This is a genomic window from Avibacterium paragallinarum (assembly GCF_900450705.1).
GTDB lineage: Bacteria > Pseudomonadota > Gammaproteobacteria > Enterobacterales > Pasteurellaceae > Avibacterium > Avibacterium paragallinarum.
In genome coordinates, this window is record NZ_UGHK01000002.1 from 793,479 (window position 1) to 817,780 (window position 24,302).

At 41.2% G+C, this 24,302-nt stretch carries 37 protein-coding genes and 2 pseudogenes; 9 read left to right on the plus strand and 30 right to left on the minus strand.

What is annotated here, in order from left to right:
* The first annotated feature begins 18 nt into the window (after positions 1–18).
* Positions 19–669: pseudogene (locus DXZ23_RS08610) on the plus strand (IS1595-like element ISHpa1 family transposase).
* Here DXZ23_RS08610 and DXZ23_RS08615 read toward each other — a convergent pair.
* The 20 genes from DXZ23_RS08615 to DXZ23_RS08700 form a co-directional block, all read right to left on the minus strand.
* Positions 666–887 (minus strand): hypothetical protein, encoded by a 222-nt coding sequence (locus DXZ23_RS08615; protein WP_017807588.1) that lies wholly within the window; start codon positions 885–887, stop codon positions 666–668. The pseudogene DXZ23_RS08610 and the gene DXZ23_RS08615 overlap by 4 nt on opposite strands.
* A 53-nt stretch (positions 888–940) precedes the next feature.
* Positions 941–1,147 (minus strand): hypothetical protein, encoded by a 207-nt coding sequence (locus DXZ23_RS08620; protein WP_017807587.1) that lies wholly within the window; start codon positions 1,145–1,147, stop codon positions 941–943.
* Entirely contained in the window at positions 1,134–1,808 is a 675-nt protein-coding gene (locus tag DXZ23_RS08625; RefSeq protein ID WP_021724228.1) for an antA/AntB antirepressor family protein, read from the minus strand. Before DXZ23_RS08625 ends, DXZ23_RS08620 begins: the two co-directional genes overlap by 14 nt.
* A 306-nt stretch (positions 1,809–2,114) precedes the next feature.
* A complete protein-coding gene (locus DXZ23_RS08630; RefSeq protein WP_017806805.1) occupies positions 2,115–2,522 on the minus strand; it encodes a gp16 family protein in 408 nt (135 codons plus the stop codon).
* Positions 2,512–2,883 (minus strand): hypothetical protein, encoded by a 372-nt coding sequence (locus tag DXZ23_RS08635; protein ID WP_017806806.1) that lies wholly within the window; start codon positions 2,881–2,883, stop codon positions 2,512–2,514. Before DXZ23_RS08635 ends, DXZ23_RS08630 begins: the two co-directional genes overlap by 11 nt.
* Positions 2,873–3,361, minus strand: coding sequence for an HI_1489 N-terminal domain-containing protein (locus DXZ23_RS08640; protein ID WP_017806807.1), 489 nt, complete (start codon positions 3,359–3,361; stop codon positions 2,873–2,875). Before DXZ23_RS08640 ends, DXZ23_RS08635 begins: the two co-directional genes overlap by 11 nt.
* A 73-nt stretch (positions 3,362–3,434) precedes the next feature.
* Positions 3,435–3,755, minus strand: coding sequence for a hypothetical protein (locus DXZ23_RS08645; RefSeq protein WP_017806808.1), 321 nt, complete (start codon positions 3,753–3,755; stop codon positions 3,435–3,437).
* Positions 3,756–3,773: 18 nt separating this feature from the next.
* Complete coding sequence (locus DXZ23_RS08650) at positions 3,774–4,013, minus strand: hypothetical protein (protein ID WP_017806809.1); 240 nt, start codon at positions 4,011–4,013, stop codon at positions 3,774–3,776.
* Complete coding sequence (locus DXZ23_RS08655; protein WP_017806810.1) at positions 4,010–4,321, minus strand: hypothetical protein; 312 nt, start codon at positions 4,319–4,321, stop codon at positions 4,010–4,012. Before DXZ23_RS08655 ends, DXZ23_RS08650 begins: the two co-directional genes overlap by 4 nt.
* Positions 4,322–4,323: 2 nt before the next feature.
* Complete coding sequence (locus DXZ23_RS15440; RefSeq protein WP_165381627.1) at positions 4,324–4,491, minus strand: hypothetical protein; 168 nt, start codon at positions 4,489–4,491, stop codon at positions 4,324–4,326.
* Positions 4,488–4,655 (minus strand): hypothetical protein, encoded by a 168-nt coding sequence (locus tag DXZ23_RS15445; RefSeq protein WP_172457183.1) that lies wholly within the window; start codon positions 4,653–4,655, stop codon positions 4,488–4,490. The genes DXZ23_RS15440 and DXZ23_RS15445 overlap by 4 nt, the downstream gene beginning before the upstream one ends.
* On the minus strand, positions 4,645–4,845 hold the full coding sequence (locus DXZ23_RS08660; protein WP_017806858.1) for an ANR family transcriptional regulator: 201 nt from the start codon (positions 4,843–4,845) through the stop codon (positions 4,645–4,647). Before DXZ23_RS08660 ends, DXZ23_RS15445 begins: the two co-directional genes overlap by 11 nt.
* A 179-nt stretch (positions 4,846–5,024) precedes the next feature.
* Positions 5,025–5,645: a DUF3164 family protein gene (locus tag DXZ23_RS08665; protein ID WP_017805654.1), complete on the minus strand. Its 621-nt coding sequence runs from the start codon at positions 5,643–5,645 to the stop codon at positions 5,025–5,027.
* 9 nt (positions 5,646–5,654) lie between these two features.
* Complete coding sequence (locus DXZ23_RS08670; RefSeq protein ID WP_017805655.1) at positions 5,655–5,855, minus strand: hypothetical protein; 201 nt, start codon at positions 5,853–5,855, stop codon at positions 5,655–5,657.
* Positions 5,852–6,046 carry a helix-turn-helix domain-containing protein gene (locus tag DXZ23_RS08675; protein WP_017805656.1) on the minus strand — a complete coding sequence of 65 codons (195 nt, stop codon included), beginning with the start codon at positions 6,044–6,046 and terminating at the stop codon, positions 5,852–5,854. The genes DXZ23_RS08670 and DXZ23_RS08675 overlap by 4 nt, the downstream gene beginning before the upstream one ends.
* A gap of 8 nt (positions 6,047–6,054) precedes the next feature.
* Entirely contained in the window at positions 6,055–6,270 is a 216-nt protein-coding gene (locus DXZ23_RS08680; protein WP_021724467.1) for a Kil protein family, read from the minus strand.
* Positions 6,271–6,289: 19 nt separating this feature from the next.
* Positions 6,290–6,583, minus strand: coding sequence for a hypothetical protein (locus DXZ23_RS08685; RefSeq protein ID WP_123797017.1), 294 nt, complete (start codon positions 6,581–6,583; stop codon positions 6,290–6,292).
* Positions 6,584–6,590: 7 nt separating this feature from the next.
* Positions 6,591–7,466: an AAA family ATPase gene (locus DXZ23_RS08690; RefSeq protein ID WP_017805659.1), complete on the minus strand. Its 876-nt coding sequence runs from the start codon at positions 7,464–7,466 to the stop codon at positions 6,591–6,593.
* A 3-nt stretch (positions 7,467–7,469) separates the two neighbouring features.
* Positions 7,470–9,452 carry a Mu transposase C-terminal domain-containing protein gene (locus DXZ23_RS08695; protein ID WP_035695902.1) on the minus strand — a complete coding sequence of 661 codons (1,983 nt, stop codon included), beginning with the start codon at positions 9,450–9,452 and terminating at the stop codon, positions 7,470–7,472.
* 8 nt (positions 9,453–9,460) lie between these two features.
* A complete protein-coding gene (locus DXZ23_RS08700; protein ID WP_017806814.1) occupies positions 9,461–9,649 on the minus strand; it encodes a helix-turn-helix domain-containing protein in 189 nt (62 codons plus the stop codon).
* Between the two features lie 135 nt (positions 9,650–9,784).
* Between DXZ23_RS08700 and DXZ23_RS08705 the strand changes: the two genes are divergently transcribed.
* The 3 genes and pseudogenes from DXZ23_RS08705 to DXZ23_RS08720 all read left to right on the plus strand — a co-directional run bounded on the left by DXZ23_RS08705 (position 9,785) and on the right by DXZ23_RS08720 (position 12,410).
* Complete coding sequence (locus DXZ23_RS08705; protein WP_017806815.1) at positions 9,785–10,312, plus strand: helix-turn-helix domain-containing protein; 528 nt, start codon at positions 9,785–9,787, stop codon at positions 10,310–10,312.
* A 606-nt stretch (positions 10,313–10,918) separates the two neighbouring features.
* Positions 10,919–11,398, plus strand: a pseudogene (locus DXZ23_RS08715) (ATP-binding cassette domain-containing protein); the annotation flags it as partial.
* A 52-nt stretch (positions 11,399–11,450) separates the two neighbouring features.
* Positions 11,451–12,410 carry an ABC transporter permease gene (locus DXZ23_RS08720; RefSeq protein WP_017805664.1) on the plus strand — a complete coding sequence of 320 codons (960 nt, stop codon included), beginning with the start codon at positions 11,451–11,453 and terminating at the stop codon, positions 12,408–12,410.
* A 92-nt stretch (positions 12,411–12,502) separates the two neighbouring features.
* On the opposite strand, the gene crp is transcribed toward DXZ23_RS08720, so the two are convergent.
* Genes crp through coaBC form a run of 5 tightly spaced genes read right to left on the minus strand, consistent with a single transcriptional unit; the run spans position 12,503 to position 15,763 of the window.
* Positions 12,503–13,114: a cAMP-activated global transcriptional regulator CRP gene (crp, locus tag DXZ23_RS08725; protein WP_103846681.1), complete on the minus strand. Its 612-nt coding sequence runs from the start codon at positions 13,112–13,114 to the stop codon at positions 12,503–12,505.
* Positions 13,115–13,166: 52 nt separating this feature from the next.
* On the minus strand, positions 13,167–13,388 hold the full coding sequence (locus tag DXZ23_RS08730; RefSeq protein ID WP_017805666.1) for a YheU family protein: 222 nt from the start codon (positions 13,386–13,388) through the stop codon (positions 13,167–13,169).
* 21 nt (positions 13,389–13,409) lie between these two features.
* A complete protein-coding gene (gene slmA, locus DXZ23_RS08735; protein WP_238544406.1) occupies positions 13,410–14,036 on the minus strand; it encodes a nucleoid occlusion factor SlmA in 627 nt (208 codons plus the stop codon).
* 37 nt (positions 14,037–14,073) lie between these two features.
* Positions 14,074–14,529 carry a dUTP diphosphatase gene (gene dut / locus DXZ23_RS08740; protein ID WP_017805668.1) on the minus strand — a complete coding sequence of 152 codons (456 nt, stop codon included), beginning with the start codon at positions 14,527–14,529 and terminating at the stop codon, positions 14,074–14,076.
* Position 14,530: 1 nt separating this feature from the next.
* Entirely contained in the window at positions 14,531–15,763 is a 1,233-nt protein-coding gene (gene coaBC, locus DXZ23_RS08745) for a bifunctional phosphopantothenoylcysteine decarboxylase/phosphopantothenate--cysteine ligase CoaBC (RefSeq protein WP_017805669.1), read from the minus strand.
* Positions 15,764–15,929: 166 nt separating this feature from the next.
* Here coaBC and radC point away from each other — a divergent pair, with 166 nt between their 5' ends.
* From radC to mutM, 4 genes are all read left to right on the plus strand, one after another.
* Positions 15,930–16,586 (plus strand): RadC family protein, encoded by a 657-nt coding sequence (gene radC, locus DXZ23_RS08750; RefSeq protein WP_017805670.1) that lies wholly within the window; start codon positions 15,930–15,932, stop codon positions 16,584–16,586.
* Positions 16,587–16,806: 220 nt separating this feature from the next.
* Positions 16,807–17,043, plus strand: a complete 237-nt coding sequence (gene rpmB / locus DXZ23_RS08755) for a 50S ribosomal protein L28 (RefSeq protein ID WP_011608297.1) — start codon at positions 16,807–16,809, stop codon at positions 17,041–17,043.
* 11 nt (positions 17,044–17,054) lie between these two features.
* A complete protein-coding gene (rpmG, locus tag DXZ23_RS08760) occupies positions 17,055–17,225 on the plus strand; it encodes a 50S ribosomal protein L33 (protein ID WP_005542835.1) in 171 nt (56 codons plus the stop codon).
* A 109-nt stretch (positions 17,226–17,334) separates the two neighbouring features.
* Complete coding sequence (mutM, locus tag DXZ23_RS08765) at positions 17,335–18,147, plus strand: bifunctional DNA-formamidopyrimidine glycosylase/DNA-(apurinic or apyrimidinic site) lyase (RefSeq protein ID WP_017805671.1); 813 nt, start codon at positions 17,335–17,337, stop codon at positions 18,145–18,147.
* A gap of 64 nt (positions 18,148–18,211) precedes the next feature.
* Here mutM and nanA read toward each other — a convergent pair whose 3' ends face one another.
* From nanA to DXZ23_RS08790, 5 genes are read right to left on the minus strand one after another with little or no spacing between them, the layout of a single operon-like run.
* Complete coding sequence (gene nanA / locus DXZ23_RS08770; RefSeq protein WP_017805672.1) at positions 18,212–19,090, minus strand: N-acetylneuraminate lyase; 879 nt, start codon at positions 19,088–19,090, stop codon at positions 18,212–18,214.
* 18 nt (positions 19,091–19,108) lie between these two features.
* Positions 19,109–19,975 carry a MurR/RpiR family transcriptional regulator gene (locus DXZ23_RS08775; protein ID WP_026138483.1) on the minus strand — a complete coding sequence of 289 codons (867 nt, stop codon included), beginning with the start codon at positions 19,973–19,975 and terminating at the stop codon, positions 19,109–19,111.
* Positions 19,976–19,997: 22 nt separating this feature from the next.
* Positions 19,998–20,468 carry an N-acetylneuraminate anomerase gene (nanQ, locus tag DXZ23_RS08780; RefSeq protein ID WP_017805674.1) on the minus strand — a complete coding sequence of 157 codons (471 nt, stop codon included), beginning with the start codon at positions 20,466–20,468 and terminating at the stop codon, positions 19,998–20,000.
* Positions 20,469–20,486: 18 nt separating this feature from the next.
* A complete protein-coding gene (locus tag DXZ23_RS08785) occupies positions 20,487–21,362 on the minus strand; it encodes an N-acetylmannosamine kinase (protein ID WP_017805675.1) in 876 nt (291 codons plus the stop codon).
* 19 nt (positions 21,363–21,381) lie between these two features.
* Positions 21,382–22,068 carry an N-acetylmannosamine-6-phosphate 2-epimerase gene (locus DXZ23_RS08790; protein WP_017805676.1) on the minus strand — a complete coding sequence of 229 codons (687 nt, stop codon included), beginning with the start codon at positions 22,066–22,068 and terminating at the stop codon, positions 21,382–21,384.
* A 344-nt stretch (positions 22,069–22,412) separates the two neighbouring features.
* On the opposite strand from DXZ23_RS08790, the gene DXZ23_RS08795 reads away from it, so the two are divergent.
* Complete coding sequence (locus DXZ23_RS08795; RefSeq protein ID WP_017805677.1) at positions 22,413–24,260, plus strand: TRAP transporter large permease subunit; 1,848 nt, start codon at positions 22,413–22,415, stop codon at positions 24,258–24,260.
* Positions 24,261–24,302: the final 42 nt, after the last annotated feature.

Below are 24,302 nucleotides of genomic sequence, written 5' to 3' on the forward strand. Positions count from 1 at the left end.
TTAGGTTAGAATGAACCAATGAGAAAAAGTCGTCTAAGTCAGCACAAACAAAATAAACTCATTGAGCTATTTGTTGCAGGTGTTACTGCAAGGACAGCAGCAGAGTTAGTCAATGTAAACAAAACGACTGCCGCATATTACTTTCATCGTTTACGCCAACTCATCTATCAAAACAGCCTTCACTTAGAGATGTTTGAAGGTGAAATTGAAGCCGATGAAAGTTATTTTGGCGGTGCTCGCAAAGGCAAACGTGGTCGTGGTGCGGCAGGGAAAATTGCGGTATTCGGGCTTCTCAAGCGCAATGGCAAGGTTTATACCGTTGCGGTTCCAAATACGCAATCTGCCACCTTGTTACCCATTATTCGGGAGCAGGTAAAGCCTGATAGTATTGTTTACACCGATAATTATCGTAGTTATGACGTGCTTGATGTGAGTGAATTTAGTCATTTTCGTATCAATCACAGCACACATTTTGCTGAAAATCATAACCACATTAACGGAATTGAGAATTTTTGAAGCCAAGCAAAACGCCATTTACGCAAATTTAATGGTATCCCAAAAGCGCATTTTGAGCTTTATTTAAAGGAATGTGAATGGCGTTTTAATTACAGCAACATAAAAAGTCAAATTTCTATTTTAAAACAATTGGTTAAAGGGAGTTTAGTCTAGTTATCTAGGACAGCCCCAATAATTTTGCGTAATGCACACGCCGTTATTGGATTTTTGTCATGTCCCCTTATACCACTTTTCATCGAATAAGCTACATTTCTTAAGGTTTGATAATCCCCTCGCAATGCTTTTGTTAATTCATTTTTTGCTTCATCTGTCATTGCAAAAACAGACAATGAAAGCATGCTACATAGCATTGCAAGCATTAATTTTTTCATATTTTCTCCATTAAAAAAGGCTCTAAACGAGCCTTTAATTTATTAAATATTGCTTACTCTGTCGAGTGTAAAATTGCCAACATCTGATCTACATCACAATTTAATTTAAACGCTAACGCCCCAATTAGGCAAGCAAGCTGATCTAAACTAATTTGATCGGCAGTATTATCCACAATTTCTAGCAGATGTTGCAGGCTTTTTAACCCCTCTGCCACGCGGCGAACATCTTCGATTTTGTCAAATTGATTAAACTTGTTCATTGTTGCCTCCTTGACTAAATAACGCTAATTGTGTGTTCTGTGTTTGACGGCGTTGTAGCAGCCCTAAATCAAAGAGTTTACGCAAGCGATTTTCAAGAGCAGTTTTGCCTAAGTCTAACAATTTGGCGATTTCGCTGTTGTTGAGTCCCATTTCACGATACAGCACAATTTTTTCACATTCTGGGTGCGCGACAAATAAGGCTTTGCGGGCATTGGTTAAAAGCACGCCTAATTCTTGCGGGTTTTGGCGTAAAAAAGTAGGAATGCTGAGAAGTTGCCGTTTCGCTTCGTTCAACTCCGCGTTTAATTGCGGAATTAAGGCACGCATTTTGTTATCGTCTTCGATAAATTGCTGACGGATTTGATAGCCGATTTCGCTATGTTCCATTAAGCAAAGATGTTTGGCGGTGTCGATGGTTAGGTGGTAGTCTTTCACTTCCATTTCACGACTTCCCCATACCCCAGTTTTAACACGTTCAGATTTGATCACGTTCAAAAAATCAACATTTTCTAAAAAGAGATTATCTTCTAAACGGCGATTAATCCAAATATCAAAACGAGTTCTGACCTGCAATACTTTATGAAGATCACGAGCATTAATTAAAAGGGTAGGTTGATTATTGATAGTGCCAGTAAAGGCATTGATAGGTAAATTTGTCATACTGTATTTTTCCTTTTTGTGGAAACCCTATTTTTGGTAGGGCGGTCGAGAGCCAAAAACTGTACAGTAAACAGCGGAGTTATTCCCTTGCGGTATTGTATTCCTCGCACTCTCGACCATTGATTAAAAAGTTTTCATTTTTTCACCGCACTTGGGCGTTCTGATGCTCAAATTGCAGATAAAAAAATAGCACAAATAACGGTTGCACTAGCCGTACTGTCGCTTTTTTTGGAAGCTTGATCGCAAAATTAACTTTTTTTTCCCCTTGCGTCAAGCCCCAAAAGCGATTTTATGCAAAATGTTTTGTTATTTTTTCTTGTTGTCATACACCGACAACATTTGGATCACCTTTTTTAATTGCCACACAGCAAGCCAGTCAATAAATTCAATACCAAAGGCTTTTTTGCCAATCGTGTCAGCATACTGCGGTGTAAGGTTATGCTTAGCAAGTAATGCGGTAATTTTGGCAAGGTACGGCTTTTTCGCTTTAGCTGGACTTGGGCGATTTCCCCAAAAATTCGACCGCACTTTTGCCCCACGTTGTGCCATTAAATCCAACACTTGATTAAGCTCGGCGTTGGTCATTGCTTTGCAACTGGTTTTATTTACGGCGTTCATTAAAAAAGTGCGGTAGGTTTCTTCGTCCATTTTTAACTGACTTTTACCAATATGCACTTTGGCAATCAGGTTTTTGCGGTAATTTTCATTTTGCATTTAACGCTCCTCGCCATTCGTTTAGTATGGCTTTAATTTTCGCTTTTCGCTCGGGTGTGAGCGGTTGCGGTTCGGGCTTGGGTAATTCCATCACTTTGCGATTGGGTAAGCGGTCTAACAGCATTTTCGGGGCCGGAAAACGCTCACATTCCGCACATAACCGCATAAATGCCTGCTCAATTCGCCATTTATCTTCTTTCTCTTGCCAGCCGCCATAAAGGCGTTGGCTTAAAATCACCTGCACCCACACTTCCGCCGTGGCTTTGATCATCTCTTCGGGCGGTTGGTTGGCAAGGCGTAACACCACCAATTTTCCCAACCCTTGAGCTACGGTTCGTTTTAGCCATTTTTCATCTGCCATTGGCAAACTCCGCTAAATTTTGTAAGGCTTTGCCTGTTTTGCTGCCGAATTGTGGGGCAGTGGCAGGCGGATTACTTTGCCCGTTCATCATATTGTGATGGCTATTTTTGGCTTGCCACTTAGTCATCACCTCATACAAATAACCGTGTGAGGTAAGCGGGCGTTTGATATGGTGGCGACTGTTTAATACAATGGTTAAGCCATCAATCCAACATTCAATGGGGGCAGAATAAACCTGCCCATTACGGCTAAATTGCCCGCGTTGCACCTCATCAACCAATTCACTGAGTAGTTTCGCTAAGCGATCCATTGTGAGTGCGGATTTTTCAGGGCGGAATAGAGCTAAATACTGCACCGCCAACCGCCCAAACTCGCCATTGAGCGATAACGCGTTCATCACCGCTTGGCTTGCTTGGTCGTGCTGTAACAACACATCTAGCGACAACACCGCCCCGCACGCAGGGCATTTACATTTCATTTTTAAACTCCTTTTAAAACGGGGTTAAAACACATTATTCCGCCCTCTGGGTACAAAGGGCGGTAAATGGGTTTTAAGTAACACTTTCATCTTTAAAATCATCAGTATCAAACATAAGGTTGCTCCTTGGAGTAAATGAATACCTAGGTTGTACATAATAAACCTCAAAGTCTTCACTATTGGCTTTTTTTACAGCAAGGCAGACACCATCAGCTTCTTCGTCATAAATCTCCCATTCTAAATGATTTTCTTTTAAAATTTCTTCGGCAATAGTATCAAGGCAACTGTAATCGCTCTCAAAACGCTCCCATGTTTTACCTTCAAGACTTTTTAGTACATCTTCTTTGCTGGCGTCTTCATCGCAATCTAGCAGTATGTATTCATATTCTTTCATTTTTATCCCTTATTTCTTTCATCTAACTTCACACAAAGAGTGCAACCAATCTTTACAAGCACTCAACCGAATAAACTGGCACTTGCTTAAATCCCACCCAAAAGTCAAGCACCCGACATAACCAAGATCATCAGAGGGTAATTTAGGGGTTGGTCTATCTTTAAACCCATACACCTCACCTGTTGGATCAGTGGCGATATAATTTACCCAGTTAGGGACGCTATATTCTTTGCCACGATACATTACTAACGCGTTCATTTTTCACTCTCCAAAATTGCTTTACGTTTATCTTTGATAACTGGCGTAATGGCTCGTTTAATGGCAAGTTGTAATTCATTAACAAAATCCTCATTGTCTAGGTTATCAAAAAGGAGCATCATTAAATTCGGATCTATTGTGTCAAATAAAGTACGATAGGCATCAACCTCGTCAAATACTCCACCTTCCCAATCAAGCCGAACAATATTGCCACCTAAAACGTCCGTTTTGCTTGATATTTCTAGCTGTTCAAGCTGGTGGCGTTCCATTTCTATTTCGATTGTCATTCGGACTTTTTCGTCAATCATCTTTACCCCCTTACCTGCCATCTCGCCTTTGGCAGTTGGTTTTGCACCATTTCCATATACACCCCCGCCGCAATATAGTTGCCCGTATTAATCGCTCTGACTGCTTGTTGAAGCTGTCCGATCATCATATCCAGCTTGAGTGCAAGTTCACTTTGCTTTTGCGTTGTCATAGCTCTTCAACCTCCACAACCTCGTCAATTTCCGTAATCTGATGAGGCAATTTATTCAGGTCTAAGGTGTTTAAATCACATTTTTCCGCCGCCTGCTCAATGCTTTCGGCTTCTACGGTGATTTCAACCATTCCATAAACTCTGACAAGATATTTATTCATCATCTGCCCCCTTAAACGGTCTTGTTGCTACTCGGCGACAAAAATCTGCTCGGTTTTCGCACCATTGTTGGTTTTCCATTTTATTTGCCAAAGTTGCCGCTACTCCCCACAACCTCGCCGCATTGCGGTAATCGCCCGCTTTTTCGATTTCTGCGGCAATTTCCGCCGCATCTTTAAAGGTTTGTTTTGCCATTTTTTGCTCCTGTTTTGATGGTTAAAACACTTTATAAACGCCCTTCCTTCTCTTCCCCCTCTTTTGTAAAGAGGGGGCTGGGGGAGATTAAAAGAGCGTTGAAAAGGGTTTTAAATTGATTTATACATTAGCCACCCCATTAAGACAAAATACCCCAGCATTACAATCACATCGTCCATTTACACCCCCGCCATATCCAAACTAATCGGCTGATATTGATCGCTATCACCCACACGCTCATAAACTCGCACATAGGCTTTAGAGCTGACTACTTGCACACTTTCGCTAATGGCTTGCATTGCATTGAGCCAACGTGGGTCGGTGATTTCAACACGGCGTAAGCCTAAAATTCTCCCTGTGTTGAGATTGCCTTCTTTATCCACATCAAAAGCACGTTCAATCAAGGTTTTTAGCTCTGGGCGAGAGCCTTCCGACCATTCGCTAAGGCACTCATCAATTAACGCCTTAGCCGCCTGAATGCGTTCATCAAATTGCAAATGATCGCTAATCGCTCGCACGATTTTGTATTTGCCGTCATAGCTAAATAGCGTAACGTTGCCTTTGTTGCCGCCCAGTTTGGCGTTGTACTTTTCGGCGGACAGTTCGATGAAAGCCTGAATATCACCAAAAATCCCACCTTTAAAGCGGCTCATCTCAAGGTTTAAGGCTTTGGCTTTTTCCACCCACTCGCACACTAAGGCGTGGCGTGCTTGGTCGATCTCTTTTACCAGCTCTTCGGGGGTAAGGTTGCCTTTGGCATCTCGCCAGTAGGTTTTGCCTTCAATTACGGTTTTACTCATTGTTTTCTCCTATGGGTTAGCTGATTGATTACAGGTATAAACGTCATAATTGCCGTTGATTTTGGGGGTGATGCCGCCGTTATTAACAACCAAATACACCACGCCACTTTTACAGATTTCAGCAATTCGCACTTCGTTAAACTTGGCTTGGGTTTGTGCATCACACCCAGCCAACAAAAGTGCGGTACAAATTACGGCGATTTTTTTCATTTGGTTTTTTCCTCTTTATCAATTTTGATCACAATCAAACGTTTCTTTTTGCTTGCTTTATCGCCCAACTTAGCGTAGCGATAAATCGTGGTTTTACTTAAGTTAAATTGCTTTGCTAACTGTTCCGCAGTGCCGTCTCCTAAGTTATCCTCACCCTCATAGACGGCGTAAATATCAAGAGACTTTGCCATTACTCACCTCAAAACCAGTACACCGTACAATTTCCCACTTTCGTGATAAACCGCTCACGACGTTGCCCATTGATCTTTTCTACAATCTGTGTAGCGGATGCCATTAGGCGTTTACTTGGGCGTAAAATTAAAAAACTCGGAAAACGTCCATCTTTCGATTTCACAATCTCCACCCCTTCGCGACGGAGTAAATACGCGGTATCAATAATGTCGGCTCTTGCCATTTTCTTTCTCCTTAAATCACTACCTATTGTTAATAAACATTCTTAAATACCAGTAAGCTACATACCAACTTCTTCTATCCCTAAAACATCCCTTTTCAAAACTCATCACAACCCTAGAGCTATTATCTATGTCAGCTTTGCTACAATCTGGATTACCTACAACAGCCAAAGCGACCGAAAAATCAAAGTGTTTTCGACCTCTTTTAAAAGCAACAACACCTTTTCGCACATTAAACTCTTTTAACCCCGCCAGTCGCTGATCATTCCAGCGTTGATACACTTTTTTTTCGTATGTAACATCAACTCTCATCATTGCCCCCTTAATTAATCAACATTTCCGCATAACGGTTAATCAGTGCCTCGCTAATCGGTTTGCCGTGCATTTCTGCCACGCGGATCACCCCTCGCATTAATTTGTTTAAACGTCTGGCGTTGCCTTTGCTTACTTTGTAAAGTAAGTCGTTAAATTCACCTGTTCCTAACCCCTGTTCGGCAAGCATATCAATGTCCTCTTTTTCTAAGGCATTTTGTAAATCACAAAGCACACCAGAACGGCTATAAAGTTGAGCAAGATCGCCATAAACACCCTTTAAATTAACAATTAATTTCGGCATTCCTGCCATCACCAATCCACACCCCGTTAAATCGTGAATGCGGCGTAAATACTCCAAGCATTTTGTGTTTAATAACTCTGCCTCATCCACCACAATTAAGCGTCCTTCTCCGAGTTTTTCTGTAATGCGATCAAAGAGTTCATAATTTACGCCGTTTTCGCTTAACCCCGCCTGCCGACACAATTTTTTTAATAACACTTTGGGATTAAAACTTGGGTTTACCTCAATAAATAAGGTTTCAGGGTTTTGAGAGACGTAATGCTTTAAGGCTTGCGTTTTACCTAACCCCGCTGCCCCGACAATCACCACGATTTCTCCTTCAGCGTGAGCGGTGTAAATAGCATCTAAGCAACGTTGAGCCGCATAAGTTTCCACAAATTCACTGTTAAAACGGCGTTCCACCACCTTATCTTTTTCACGTTGCAACAAACGAGCTACCGCATCATCAATTTCATCGGTTTTCCCGTTATAATTGCCTTTTAAATACTGGCTGACGGTGGTAATGGATTTCCCAATGGCTTTTGCAATTTGCCCTTGCGTTAGCCCGTGTGTCTGCATATAGCGTTGTAATTGTTCTTTCATTGTTTAACCTACCTTTCTTTTTAATTGACGTTTCATTTCGCTTGGAAATACGGCGATTTCTTCTGTCTCTTCCCATTCGTTTTGTTGATTGATGCGTAATTGATGTAACCAATCCGCACTTTCTTTGTGTTCAATGGTGATAACAGGGTTAAGTTCAGCATTAATTTCATCAAGTTGTTCTTGTTTGAGTTTTGCCCTGCGTTGATGACGTTCTTTTCTCGTTTTCTCCACAAAACTCATTGGGAATGCATCACGTTTATTGCCATCAAGTTCTGCATAACACACAAACACACCGTCTAATTTACGCACTATCACCTTGCTTGGGTCGTGGATGTCAAAGGCAACTTGCACTTTTTGCCCATCAACATCTAATAACTTCTGACTAAAGTAGTAGTTATTAAATAATCGTACCCAACCACGCTCTGGTGTGCGTTCTACCGCAGGGCGGAATAAATCCCTGGCTTCAACTGGGGTGAGGTAAAGCAGATTTTCCTCACCCATTTTTGCCATTAACTCACGGCGTTTTGTTGCAGGCGTTACATAACCAATTTCACTGTGTTTATGCTCATTGTTGTACCAATCAATGCCCGCTTGCACCGCATCTAAAAACTGATTCCAACTGGGTAACTTACCCATAGCACCACGTTGTTTCGGCGTTAAATCTTCAAGTGCGGTGTTTTTTCGCAAGGCTTTTTCAAGGGAGATAACACCTGTGCTAACCTTTCTCACCGTTTCCCTATCGGCACCGCTGCCGTGATAAGTTTCAAATTGGCGTGCAATGCGATATAAAATCGTTTGGTGTACCCGCTCAATAATCCCACGCCCTTGTGGGTTGCCCGGTATCCCTGTTTGGTGATTGATACCTAAGCGGGGCAACATTCCAGTAATATCCCCATCAAGTAGCCAGTTTTTCTCACCGCCCCCGTTATCCGAATAATAAATCGCGGGGATACCGTGCTGTTCAATGCCATTGCGTAACGCATCTGCCACCGCAAGGGCATTTTCTGAAAGGCTTGCCGACCAGCCCACAATGTAACGACAAGGGGCGTCCATAATCAGCGTGATTTCAGGGATAAAAGGGCGACCGTGATCAGGGTGAGCTACTTTCATTTTCATACTGTGTCCATCACCCACCCACACATCATTCACCAACAATTTCGACCAATCCCGTTTCACATAAGTCTTCAACGCACGCAATTCAGCACCTGTTTTACGCCCAATTTCCTTAATGTGGCGGGGCAGTTTGGCAAGCGCCCGTCTAACACGATCAAGGCTTGGCAACATTTCAAGCATTAATGGCTGATCCGCAAAACGCTCTCGCCAATGTTGAGCAAAATAGCCATAGGCTTCTGCCACATTAATGCCGTTGGTTTGGCGATATTCCGCTAAAAAATCAGGCAACCAGCTAATTTCTTCCGCTTTTTTAGCTACCCGTTGCATCGGTGCAAGGGCTTTTAAACGCTCTTCTGGGGTGGTCGCTTTTTCATAATCCAACACCCATTGATTTAAGGTGCGTTCACCAATCACACGGCTTTCACCTTTTTTGTTATTCGCCTTAGCCACTAATTGCATTAATTCAGGTGATAACAAATGTTGTTTAGCCTGTTGGCAAAAAAACTTCACTGCTTTATAACGGGGTTGCACTTCTTCCAACTTCAGCACATACGCCACCAACGCCATTCTTGCTTCCGCCGCTTGGCGTTGTTTTTCGGTCAGCTCAGTTAGCACAACCGATCGCATTACAGGTAATTTTTTTGGCTTAGCTACCACCACCGATGTGGCAAATTTATCCCTGATTGCGTCCTGTACATCCTGTGGCAAAGAAGAAAGGGCATATTCCAGACCACCGCCACGACCAACACGTTTACGAGACTGCCAGTTTTCACGTTTGGCTTTATCTATGACTGCTTTTTTGGTCGTTGGTAAGACTGATAGACGTAAACATATCAACTCTTGTGCAGAGTAATATGGCTTTAGTTCACACATATGAGCCTCTAACTTTCTAACGCGATATTGAGCTTAATCGCAATTTCTCGCTCTCTTCCATAAAGACATTTTGATTTTCCTGTCAATACTCGGCTAATTTCATTAGCGCTATAACCATTTCTTCGCCCCCATTCTGATTGAGTTACATTCATTTCCCTGAACCAGTTCTTAGCTTCATCTCTTGTTCTTTTTCTCATACAAACTCCTCTATGGACTAAAAATACATTTTGAACTAAAATAAGAACAATACGAATTAATATGAAATCATAAAGCTCATTATTGTTTACTGAGTTCATATTAAATGTGATTTTTATGAATTTCAAGAGGTTTTTATGAAAAATTTCACAGATATCGCCAATCGATTAAAAACTGAACTATCGCTAACGATGGATAAAGAAGTAGCTGAACTTTTAAAGATGTCAAAAAGTGCTTTTGCTGAAAGAAAACGTCGAGGTGTATTTCCTGAAAATGCTTTAAGATTATTAGAACTTGAACGCCCAGATTTAAAAGTGGATATTAACTATATACTATCTGGGGTGAGAGAAACGAATAACGCCAATAACGAAGAGCTTGTGAATGCTATTAAAGATAAAGCAACTGAAATAGATATGGATGATTACTCTAAAACAATTTCGCCTTCACTAATCACGCCTTCTGATGCAATAAATCCAGTTTTATTGAATATGGATGAGATAAAGTTATTGGCAAATTTTAGAAGAAGCGATACCCAAGGTAGGCAATTAATCTCTGAAACAGCTAAAATGTGCTGCAAGCATTCTATCGCTAATATGCGTTTAGCTGAATACACAGAAAAAGAGTTATTAGACTACACAAAAAGAAATCCTGAGAAAAACACATAAAGTTTACAACATATTGATTATATTATCATTTATGTATTCTGTTTACTTTATAAGAAATTGGCACTAACTACACAGTTAAATAAATTTACTGTGTAGTTCTCACAGATGATAAAGTGAGAAAAAACATAGCTAACCTATGATGGAGTAGAGCTAATCAGCGATAACCCAACATACCGCCTATTAAAGCTGGAAGCAGAAGAAGCAAATAGCCTTATCGTTATTGGGCAAGTAGTGCGTGGCTATCGTGATTTTTAGGCATAATCCTCACAAAAATAAGCCAGATTTCACCTAAACGCATCAAAGACCATAAATTTAACCAAAAAATAAAGGCGATTTCACCTGAAATCGCCTTGCCTAGTCTTTATTGTCATTTTTAGATTTTTTAAACTTGTTTTAAACATCTTTCAAAAGCTACCTAAAACCCGATCACTTTTATGCAAAAAATAATCCAATTTTTACCCATTTTCCACCATTTCTGCCCATTTTCTTATTTTGCATAAAACCAACGCCCCAACCGTAACAATCCCAATAACCACAAGCCCTCCCGCAATTTTTTACCCCAAATTTTTTTCCTTTACTTTATGCAAATATTGTTACTACCCCATAAAATTAACTGGCTTATTCCTAAATTTAAGCATTACAGACAATATGATTATGCCCAAAATGTCGCCTTATTTAGAAAACTTTTTGGTTTCTGTCACTAAAGCTCAAAAAACCGCCTATGAGCAAAAAGACAAATTAAAAATTAAAGCCCCCAATGTTGATGTCATCACCAACAATTTATCAGGGGGAAATCAGCAAAAAGTACTATTGGCTCGTTGGCTACTTCTTGAACCTGACATTCTCATTCTTGATGAACCCACCAAAGGCATTGATGTGGGAGCAAAAGCAGAATTATACAAATTAATGATTGAGCTTTCTAAACAGGGTAAAACCATCATTATGATTACATCAGATATGTTGGAATTACTTTCTATGAGTGATCGCGTTATGGTTATGCACGAAGGGCAGCAAGTTGGCATTATTCCCTATCAGGAACTAACGCAAGAACGCGTTTTAGAATTAGCTTCAGGTGTATCCTGCTAGTGAGATAAGTAATTGATAAAAAGAAAATTATGAGACAAGCGAGGTATTTATTATGTCAAATGCGACGTTAAAAAAAATGATAAACGCTTATGGAATGGTGTTTATCCTCATTGGGTTATTTTTAGCTCTTTCCGTATCTATTGATGGCTTTTTCTCAGCTCGTACAGTTTGGAGTATCGTAGAGCAAGTTTCTATGTTCGACATTATTGCTATTGGGGTAACTTTTGCCATTATCACTACAGGGATTGACCTGTCTTCGGGTTCACTGGTTGCACTCACCGCCGTAGTATCTGCTTCTATTGTTACTGGTGGCGATTCTGTTAGTGCAGCGATCCTTGCTTTTGCCATCTCGCTAGCATTAGGGGCATTGCTCGGTGCGATTAACGGCACATTAACAGCTGTTGGGGCTATCCCTCCCTTTATCGCCACCTTAGGAATGATGATTATCGCTCGCGGTGCGGCTCAATTATATTCAGATGGCCGCCCGATTGATGCCTCTTCCGAAGCCTTTACTTGGATTGCGGATGTGGATATTTTTGGGCTTCTGGGATTAGTGATTTTATATATCCTTATTGTTATCGGCTCCCATATTTTACTTAGCCGATCTACTTTTGGTCGCCATGTTTATGCGGTGGGAGGAAACCTAAATGCCGCCAAAATTTGTGGTATTAACACCACAAAAACCTTAATCCTCGTTTATACCTTAGCAGGGGCATTATCTGGTCTTGCAGGTGCATTACTTGCCGCCAGAACTTACGCAGGCAATCCCTCATATGGTTTAGCTTGGGAGCTGGATGCGATTGCGGCCGCTGTCATAGGAGGTGTTTCGCTCAGTGGCGGGTTTGGTAGCATTCCAATGTGTGTCATTGGAGCCTTAATCATCGGCACAACCAATAAAGGTTTAAATATGTTAGGGGTTGATCCTTATTGGCAACAAATTGTAAAAGGTTTAATTATTGTGGTTGCAGTTTTACTAGACACGTTAAAACGCCGTAAAAAATCGAGTTCATAAAACTAAAGGATGATTTAGGTAATATAAGAATAAAAAAGGCGGTATGAATTCTAACTAAATTCTCGCCGCCTTTGGTTTATCTTTCCTTTATGTTATCTTGAATTATAGACAACAATGGTCTTACCGTGAGCAGAAATAAGGTGCTGATCCTCTAGCATTTTCAGAATACGTCCCACTGTTTCTCTAGAACAACCAACCATCTGACCGATTTCTTGACGGGTAATTTTTATTTGCATTCCTTCTGGATGCGTCATTGCATCTGGCATTTTAGCAAGATTTAATAATGTTTGAGCAATACGCCCAGCAACATCTAAGAAAGCAAGATTACGAACTTGCTTTGAGGTATTTTGTAAACGGCGGGCAAGCTGACCTGATAAATACATCAAAATTTCAGGATTTACTTGAATAAGTTGACGAAACTTTTTATAAGAGATTTCAGCCACTTCACAAGTTGTTTTTGTTTCTACCCAAGCAGAACGTTCTTGACCTTCTTCAAACAGACCGGCTTCACCAAAAAAATCTCCTTGATTTAGATAAGTCAGGATCATCGCTTTCCCATCTTCATCTTTAACTAATACTGCAACCGAGCCCCGGATTAAGTAATACAATGTTTCAGCTTTTTCTCCAGCATGAATGATCGAGCTTTTGGTAGGGTATTTGTGAATATGACAGTGAGATAAAAACCATTCTAATGTTGGATCCATTGGCGGAGTATATTGTCCTTGTAATTCTTGCACGATGTCTCCCTGTTCATCATCAGTGATTAAAAAATTCCATTTTATCTTTAATATCAATGGACTCATGTAATTCTGACCAAACTATTACCGCCTGTCCTTGGCGAATTTTGGCCAGTAAATTTTGGGTTTTCTGCTGTAGAGATAATTCTTCTACCCCGTAATCTGTTCCTTCGCGCAAAATAAAACTTTCCGCAATATTTATCAGTGTTTCTTCTTCAAGTTCTTCCCAAGGAATGATCATTATATTACCTAAAAATTATTATTATGCAAAGTGAACTTCAATCAGTTTCCATTGCTGCTCAAAGCTTTGATAAGAATTATAGCGGAAGTTAGAACGTACATATCGCATAAACTGCCCTTCACAAATATTGACGAGATAAGAAGCGATGATCCGTTCATCAAGCTGAAACCCTCTGCCTTCGCGTAATTTCCGCATTTGTAAAATATTGATAAATTGGAACTCTAGGCGATCGAAAAATTGAGCGACGCGGGCTTGCAGTTGTGGTTCTTCAAACATTAAGGCGTGGCCAGTCAAAATGCGGGTTAAGCCAGGGTTTTTGCGTGCAAAATCGAGGATCATTTGCATAATATTGCGTACGCGATTCATCGTATTGATTTCGTGTTTGATGGAATGGTTGATACGGCTAAATAAATTACTTTCTAAATTATCAATCAAGGCTTCAAACATTTTGGTCTTGCTTGGGAAATAACGATACAATGCTGCTTCTGAAACCCCCACTTCTTGGGCTAAGCGTGCAGTTGTCATTCGCTCCATTCCACGTTCAGAATGCAGCATATGGGTGAGCACCGTTAGCACTTGCTGACGGCGTTCTTTCAGGCTACGTTTTTCGATTTTGACACTTTTATTTTCTACGGGAGCGGGTTCGATTTCCGCAATTTCAAGTTGCTGTTCCACGCCGTTTCCTCTATTGTTTACCCGAATGTCCAAAACCGCCCTCTCCGCGTTCTGTTTGGGCAAAATCCGTTACCACATTAAATTCCGCCTGTACTACAGGTACAAAGACGAGTTGGGCAACGCGATCCCCCACTTCTACTTTAAAAGGCTGATCACTACGATTCCACATTGAAACCATTAAAGGGCCTTGATAATCAGAATCGATCAAGCCCACTAGATTGCCTAATACGATCCCGTGCTTATGTCCTAAACCTGAGCGAGGCAGGATCATCGCCGCAAGGTTGGGATCGGCAATATAAATAGATAATCCTGTAGGAATCAGTTTGGTTTCGCCCGCTTGAAGCTCAATGCTTTCATCAATCATCGCACGCAGATCTAAGCCCGCTGAACCTTCTGTGGCATAACTTGGGAGGGGGAAATCCGCACCAATACGCGGATCTAAAATTTTCACGTCAATTTTTTTCATCTTATTCCTTATGTAATCGCGTTTGTAGATGACGCTGGTGCTGTTCAACAATATGTTGCACTAATTGTACCGCGAGATCTTTTTTATGAGTAAGAGGTAATTGCACATTACCATCACGCCAAAAGAGGTGTAGCTGATTATATTCCGCATTGAAACCCAGCCCATTCGACACATCATTGGCACAAATTAAATCTAAATTTTTCCGCACTAATTTATCCTGTGCATATTGTGCCAGATGTTGGGTTTCCGCCGCGAATCCCACCACAAAAGGGCGATCCGTTTCTAGCTGAGCAACCGTAGCAATAATATCAGGATTTTTCACTAATTCTAACGTCAGCCGATCATTATTTTCCTTTTTCTTGATCTTTTCCTTCGCCATTTCCGCAACGCGATAATCTGCCACCGCTGCACAACCAATGAAAATATCACTTGTTGGTGCGAGAGCAAGAGACGCTTCAGTCATTTCTTGTGCGGAAATCACATCAATGCGTTCCACTTGAGCTGGCGTAGGCAAATTCACTGGCCCTGCAATCAACTTCACTTTCGCTCCGCGTTGAGCAAAGGCTTCAGCAATGGCAAAGCCCATTTTGCCTGAGCTGTGATTGCTAATGTAACGCACAGGATCAATGGCTTCGCGGGTTGGACCAGCCGTGATAGCAATGGTTAAATGACTAAGATCTTGTGGAGATAACAAAATTTCGCAAAGTGCGGTGTAAATTTCTTGCGGTTCTGACATTCGCCCAAATCCCACATCACCGCAGGCTTGCTCACCACTGTTCGGGCCAACGGTCAAAATGCCTCGCTGACGCAAGTGAGCTAAATTTTGCTGAGTGATTGCTTGCCGAAACATTTGTTGATTCATCGCGGGAGCAAGCAAAATCGGCGCATCTGTGGCAAGACATAGGGTAGAAAGCAAATCATTTGCTATTCCTGCATTGAGGCGAGCGATAAAGTCCGCACTGGCTGGGGCGATCAGGATCAAATCCGCCCATTTAGCCAGCTCAATATGCCCCATTGCTAGCTCAGCTTGCGGATCAAGTAAGGATTGTGCCACCGCGTTGCCCGAAATGGCTTGCAGGGTTAAAGGCGTAACGAATTCCGCCGCCGCGGGGGTTAGCACAACACGCACTTCCGCTTGGCTTTTGCGAAGCAAGCGAATAAGCTCAATGCTTTTATACGCCGCAATCCCGCCAGTTATGCCAACAACGAGATGTTTTCCTTGAAGATCTTGCATTATTCGATTTCATTTTAATTCAAAGTGCGGTCAATTTTACTGTAATTTTTCGCAATAAAAAATCCAAATTTTCGATCCTGATCGCAAAACTGATCTCAAGTTATCGTTTCTTTCCCCTGACTGTGCTAAAAGATCCCCTATTCATAACGCAAAATCAGTAATAGCAATGTCTGAATTAATGCCACGAGAAAAACTCTTGCAATGGGGGGCGGAAGCCCTTGATGACAGCGAATTATTAGCGATCTTTTTACGCACGGGGATCAAAAACTGCTCCGTAATGGAATTATCCCGCAAGGTGATCGCCCATTTTGGCTCGCTTCGCCAGTTAATCTGTGCGGATCAACAACATTTCTGTGCAGTCAAAGGGTTAGGCATCACACAATTTATTCAGCTTCAAGCCTGCACGGAAATGACGAAACGCTATTTATTGCAAGAATTAGAAATGGCACAAGCCTTTACTAGCCCTGAGATTGTGCGAATGTATCTGCAAACGGAGCTGGAAAACAAAGAGCGGGAAGTTTTTTGGGTACTTTTTTTAGATAATCAGCATCGCCTAATAAAAAAAGAAGAAATGTTTCTCGGCACGATCAATAGTGCGGCGGTGTATCCTCGCGAGATCGTAAAAACGGCATTATTTTGCAATGCGGCAGCGATTATTTTGGCTCATAATCATCCCTCAGGAATTGCTGAGCCAAGCCAAGCAGATCGTAATATTACAGAGAAAATTCAGCAAGCGGCGGAGCTGATGGAGGTTCGCGTTTTGGATCATTTTGTTATTGGAAAAGGCTGCTATGTTTCCTTTAGTGAGAAAGGGTGGCTGTAAAAGGCGGGGATAAGTGAATGTCTTTGCGGATTTTTTTTCGCATTTATTTCATGAAATGACAGAATTAGGCTTGAGTCTAAAGGATAAAGTGAGTATAATTTGCCACCTTTAATATCGTATGCGGGTCGGTTACAGCGACCTGACGAGGTAGCTTGCAAACTTAGTTTGCAGTAATCCGAACCCTAAGCTCGAGCTTATATTTGATTTATTGGAGATTAATATGTCTAGAGTCTGTCAAGTAACAGGCAAGCGTCCAGCTGTTGGTAACAACCGCTCACACGCAATGAACGCGACACGTCGTCGTTTTCTTCCTAACTTACACACTCACCGTTTCTGGGTTGAGTCTGAAAAACGTTTCGTAACTTTACGCTTAACAGCGAAAGGTATGCGTATTATTGATAAAAAGGGCATTGATGCGGTGTTAGCTGAAATCCGTGCTCGTGGCGAGAAAATCTAAGGAGCTAAAAAATGGCAGCTAAAGGTGCTCGTGAAAAAATCCGTTTAGTTTCAACAGCTGAAACCGGTCATTTCTACACAACAACTAAAAACAAACGTAATATGCCAGAAAAAATGGAGATCAAAAAATTTGATCCTGTTGTGCGTAAACACGTTATTTACAAAGAAGCTAAAATTAAATAATTTGGCTTTGATGAATTAGAAAAACCCGACTCGTTCGGGTTTTTTTATAGCTACTTTTCTTGGCTTTTCCTTGATTGTCTCTATTTACTACCATTCGCACGGAGAAAAAATGCCTGAATTACCTGAAGTCGAAACCACAAAAAATGGGATTTCCCCTTATTTAACAGGATTTACCATTGAACAAATCGTGGTACGCAATCCTAAATTACGCTGGGAAGTTAGCCCGCAATTAAGTGAGTTTAAGCAGGTTAAAGTGAGCCATCTTTCCCGACGAGCAAAATATTTGCTCATTCATACGGAAAAAGGTGTGATCATTGGACATTTGGGAATGTCAGGCTCATTGCGTGTTGTGCCACAAGACAGCCCAATTGATAAACACGATCATTTAGACATCGTAATGAATAACGGCAAAGTGCTACGCTATAACGATCCCCGTCGTTTTGGTGCTTGGCTTTGGACGGATAATTTAGCGGATTTTCATCTTTTTGCTAAACTGGGTCCAGAACCCCTTTCAGCAGAATTTACTGGGGAATATCTGTTCAAAAAATCGCGTAAAAAACAGACCGCACTTAAAACTTTCTTAATGGATAACGCCGTTGTCGTTGGGGTAGGCAATATTTATGCGAACGAAACGCTATTTTTATGCGGATTACACCCGCAAAAATTAGCCAAAACCCTCAATAAAGCACAGTGTGAATTGCTGGTTGCCACGATCAAACAAGTGCTAGCCACCGCCATACAACAAGGCGGAACAACCCTGAAAGACTTCCTCCAACCTGACGGTCGCCCAGGCTACTTCGCCCAAGAGTTACGGGTTTACGGCAATAAGGATAAACCTTGTCCAACGTGCGGGACAAAAATTGAAAGTCTAGTAATCGGACAACGTAATAGTTTTTTCTGTCCAAAGTGTCAGAAAAAATAATGAAAAGGAGAATCTGTACCTTACTTCCTGAATGAGGTTGTAAAGTACAGATCAAACAGGGTATTTATAAATACTTCATTTTTAATTCTTTTGCCACCGAGATTTGTTGGTCTGTGGCTTTGGCAGTCATTGGTTCACGACAGTAACCAGCGTCTACCCCTTCTAATTTGAGTAGCTCTTTGATAGTGAGGTATAAGCCGTTGGCTAAGATGCCTTCGATGAGATCATTGGTAACGTGCTGAATTTCACGAGCTTCGGCGAGTTTTCCAGCCTGTGTTAATTCAAAAATTTGACGAGCACGAAGTCCATTGACGTTAAAGGTGCTGCCGATTGCACCGTCCACGCCGAGGGCAACCGCTGGCAACATCATTTCATCAAAGCCTGCCCAAACAAGGTGATCGGGATAGGCTTTTTTCAAGCGTTCTAATAAATAGAAATCCCCCGCGGTGAATTTCACCCCGATCACTTTTGGATTTTTATAGAGTTCGCCGAATTGTTCCACGCCGATATTTACCCCTGTTAAGAATGGGATAGAATACACAATCATATTATTGCCCGTTTCCGCAATAATGGTATCGTAGTAATGTTTGATTTCCGCAAAGCTAAATTTGTAGTAAAACGGTGTTACCGCAGAGAGGCAATCATAGCCAAGCTCGGTGGCATATTTTCCAAGCTCCACTGCTTCGTGTAAATTTACGCTTCCCACTTGGGCGATTAAGGCAATTTGATCTTTGGCTTCCTCTTTGGCAATGCGGAAAATTTCTTTTTTCTCCGCGGTGGAAAGCATAAAGTTTTCCCCTGTGCTTCCGCCCACATATAAGCCATCGACTTTCATTTTATCAATGTTATGGCGAATAATTTGACGTAAGCCTTGTTCATTGATTGAGCCATCTTCGTTGTAAGACACTAAAAGTGCGCTGAAGATCCCTTTTAAGTTTTTCATTTGTTTCTCCTAAGCTAACTATTTGATGCGTTGTTCTAAAATCACATTCACCGTTTTTTGTTTGATTTCAGTGGCATTTTCTTCTTCCGCTTGCACAATCAGAGCATAAATTAAATCTAGCACAAAAAGTTGAGCAATCTTCGTGCCAATGGAATCCCCTTGCAACTGCCCTTGTCGATGCCCGTTAATCAGCACATAGTCCGCCACTTGAGTGATGGGTGAACGTAAATTATGGGTGAGTGCAACGGTGGTTGCCCCGTTTTTCTTGGCGATATTTAAGGATTGCGTGGTTTCTTTTGAATAGCCCGAATGACTGATCCCAATCACCACATCATCTTTGTTCATTAACGCCGCTTGCATATACATAAAATGGTTATTGCTAATGGCATCAACTTGTAAGCCGATACGCATTAATTTGTGTTTGGTATCTTCTGCGGTAATTCCTGAAGAGCCCACACCAAAAAGAAACACACGTTTGGCTTGTCGCATTGCCACTACTACTTGTTCTAACTGTTTTACATCCAGCAAATTAATGGTTTCTTTAATGACATTATTAATGGAATTATGTAATTTTTCTGCAATATTTTGCGTATCATCATTTTGGGTAATATCACTTTCTAATAATGAATTTGGTTGTTTATCTTTTGTTGCCAATTCAATGGAAAGTTGCAATTTAAAATCGGTAAATCCTTTAAAGCCTAGCGTGCGACAAAAACGAATGAATGTTGCTTCGCCAACATCAAATTGCTCTGCGATTTCAGCCAAAGAAAATTGGCTCAATAAATGCGGGGAAGATAAAATCGTGGTCGCGATTTTCTTCTCTGTTTTGGTGAGACTGTTATATAACGCTCCGATGGTATCTAAAATATTTCCGCTCGTTGCCACCATAATTTAAATTCCTTCTTACTTAGCTCACTAATTCAACTGGCACTTTCACCACTAACTTTTTGATTGCCTCAGGATGATGACTAAATAAGCAACCCGGTTTATGGGGTTCGTAAGGGAAAAAGATGGCAAACATTTTTGGCAATAAACGCACCGCACTTTTATTTGGAATATCAGGGGTGAGCTGATAATCATCCGCCTCGTTATACTCCGTATAGGCTGATAAGTCTGGCTCATTCACACCGTATTCAATCACCTCTCGCCCTGAGATTAAAAGTTGAATATCAATATATTTATAGTGAAGCTCCGCCTGTTTGCTTTCACTTGCTGAAGTGTCAAACGCCATCACATTCATATAAATTTCATCGGTTAAATCGTGTCGCCCCGTACTTAATTTAGACAAATCCATTTGCTTGAGCTGATGACAAATTTCTGCCAGCACACGCGGTAAACCTCTTGCAAAATCATTTCGCGTTAAATCACCTAAAATCATTTTTTACTCCTGCTTACATCATAATTTTTGTTGTTCTAGCCAATATGCCGCCCCTAATAACCCCGCATCAGCACCATATTGAGCAGGCTCGATCGGACACTGATAAAATGTCGGCATTTGCTGTAAATATTGCTGCACTAAGGGCAAATAGCCCTCTGCTAAGCCCACACTACCGCCAAGCACCACTTTTTGAATATCTAAGCTAATCACCATATCAGCAATTAAATTGGCAATGGCTTGCACGGAACGTTGCACAAGTGCGGTGGCTTTTTCATCATTTTTTCTAAAGCGCTCAAACACTTCTTTCGGGCTGCAAGGATCTTCCCATTGCGAGGCTACCGCTTCAATGGCACGTCCTGACGCGATGGCTTCCACACACCCACGGCGACCACAACCACACATTGGGCCGTTAGGATCAGCCAGCATATGCCCGATATGCCCTGCGATGCCATTTGGCCCTGTGGTTAATTCTCCGTTTAAAATTATTCCGCCGCCAACGCCAGTGGAAACAGTAATAAAAAGAAAATTTTGCACCGCACTTTTATCTTGCCGGTAATATTCCGCACACACTGCCGCTTGCACATCATTTAACAAGCCGATGGGTTTGGAGGTATAGCGTGCGATACAATCTTCCAGCGGAAAATTCGCCAGTCCGCCTAAATTTTTTGGGTTCAATGCGGTTAGCACACCTTGATTAATAATCCCTGTGGAGGCAACTGCCACCGCATCAAACTGTCCTGCATAACCGCGTACCAAACTTTCTAATGCTTGTTCCATTCCCTGTGCGGATTGATCTTGCGGTGTGTGAATTTGCTGGCGTTGAGTGATTTCGCCATTCTCAATTAATGCCGCTGCAATTTTTGTTCCACCAATGTCTAAGCTCAAACAACGCATAACGCCTTCCTTGTTTTTATCATTTTGCCGATTTCACTGCGTCTGCAAACCAGCTTACGATATGTTCTAAACGGGTGAGAGCCGAGCCAACGGTTACCACATCAGCCCCAATTTCAATGGCTTTTTTCGCCAACTCTGGCGAGTTATAACGCCCCTCAGCCATTACATAACAGCCTGCAGCTTTGAGAGCTTTCACCAGCTGATAATCTGGCTCAGTGGGAATTTCCCCTCCCGTGTAGCCCGACATTGTGCTACCCACAATATCAAAGCCTAGTTTTTGGCAATACAGCCCCTCTTCTAAATTGGAACAATCTGCCATTGCCAAACAACCTAATTCTTTAATTTTTTGCACCGCACTTTCAATAGACACTGGGCGAGGGCGTAATGTTCCATCAACGGCGATAATATCTGCACCCGCTCGAGCCAGCTCTTCAATGTCTTGTACAAATGGGGTGATTCGCACGGGGCTATCGGGCAAATCGCGTTTTACAATGCCAATAATGGGTTTATCCACCAAAGGACGCGTTGCTTTTAGGTTTTTTATCCCCTCAATGCGTAGCCCCGCCGCCCCGCCTAGCACGGAGGCTTGTGCCATCGCAGCCACAATTTCAGGTTTATCCATTGGACCGCCATCAACAGGTTGGCAGGAAGCGATAAGCCCATAGCGAATTTGGTTTAGTACGTCTTTAAGCTGTAATTTTGACATATAAACTCCAGTATATTTTTAGAAAGGAAGTTAATTTTCATTGGGGCTAGGATAGACCTCTCAAAATAAAATACAAGAGAAATACTTTAAAAGTGAGATCTTGATCATAAAATGGAGTGAAATTTCATAAAATAGTTTGAAAAAATACAGTTTGGCTTGTATTTTAAAAGGGAAAAATTATTTTGCTAAAAATAATGTACGTCCACGTTCACATAAGAATTACAAATTTTTTGAAATATTACTTCATTAAAGTTTGAGAACGAAAACATTACGCAGCAACTCGATTTCACAGCTTGTTATAGAAAAATACCAGCATATTTGGCTGAATGTCTTTTGGAGTCCTTATGAAATATTTCAATAAATTAGAAGAATGGATAGGGGGAATGCTATTCCTTGCTATCTTTGTTATTCTTCTTGCCCAAATTTTAGCTCGTCAGGTTTTTAATTCTCCATTTATTTGGAGTGAAGAACTCGCTCGTTTACTCTTTGTATATGTTGCAATGTTTGGCATTAGTATGGCAACACGCTCGCAACAGCATATTTATATTGATTTTCTGACGAATTTAATGCCAGAAAAAATACAGAAATGGCTAAATTCCTTTGTTCAACTGATTATTTTTACTTGCATTTTCTTATTTATCTATTTAGGTTTTAAGCTTTTCTTAGATTCTACCTTTGAGATCGTATCTTTACAAATTTCAGAAAAATGGCTTTATGCTCCTTTACCTTTTATCTCAATACTCATATTTATTCGATTTCTACAAGCTCAAAGTGAAAATTATAAGAACCAACAGAGCTTTTTGCCTGTATCTTTTTATGTGATTACTGCCCTATTATTATTTGCGATTTTGATGATTCATCCTGAATGGTTCAAAGCTTTGCGGATCAGTAACTACATCAAATTAGGTAGTAATGCAGTGTATGTGTGCTTAATTGCTTGGCTTGTCATTATGTTTTTAGGCACACCAGTGGGTTGGTCGCTCTTTATCGTGACCATTTTATACTTTGCGATGACACGCTGGAACATTGTCAATTCCGCGTCATCAAAATTAATTGATAGTTTAAATAGCTTCCCACTTCTTTCTGTACCATTCTTTATTTTAACGGGGATTTTAATGAATACAGGTGGGATCACAGAACGAATTTTTAATTTCGCTAAAGCTTTATTAGGGCATTATTCAGGCGGTATGGGACACGTAAATATCGGAGCAAGTTTGATTTTCTCAGGTATGTCAGGCTCAGCCTTAGCTGATGCAGGGGGATTAGGGCAACTTGAAATCAAAGCCATGCGTGATGCGGGCTATGACGATGATATTTGCGGTGGAATCACAGCAGCCTCTTGTATTATCGGACCTCTCGTCCCACCAAGTATCGCAATGATCATCTATGGCGTGATTGCTAATGAATCTATCGCAAAACTTTTTGTCGCGGGCTTTGTTCCTGGCGTATTGCTCACCATCGCTTTAATGATGATGAATTATGCTATTGCCAAAAAACGTCATTATCCTAGAACTCCTCGAGCCTCTTTACAGCAACGTTGTGATGCGTTTAAAAAAGCGATTTGGGCAATTTTGACGCCAATTTTAATTATAGGAGGAATTTTTTCTGGTTTATTTACTCCAACGGAAGCCGCCGTAATTGCTGCTGCCTATTCTATTATCATTGGGATGTTTGTTTACAGAGAACTTACCTTAAGAATGGTATTTAAAAGTTGCATCGAAGCAATGGCAATCACAGGGGTAACAGCCTTAATGGTTATGACCGTAACTTTTTTTGGTGATATGATCGCTCGTGAACAAATAGCGATACGTATTGCCGATCTCTTTATGGCAGTGGCTGATACGCCAACCACTGTTCTCATTATGATCAATTTACTCTTATTGTTTTTGGGGATGTTTATCGATGCTCTTGCTCTGCAATTTTTAGTATTACCAATGTTGATCCCTATTGCCGTACATTTTGGTATTGATCTGGTATTTTTTGGTGTAATGACGACTCTGAATATGATGGTTGGTATTTTAACTCCATCAATGGGAATGGCGTTATTTGTTGTCGCTCGTGTGGGAAATACGTCTGTGAGTACTGTAACGAAAGGCGTACTACCATTTTTAATTCCAGTATTTATTACCTTGGTGCTTATTACTATATTCCCACAAATTATTACTTTTATTCCGAATCTTTTAATGCCGTAAGCATTAAAGTGTAAGTGCGGTTTAAAATAGGAATATTTTTAA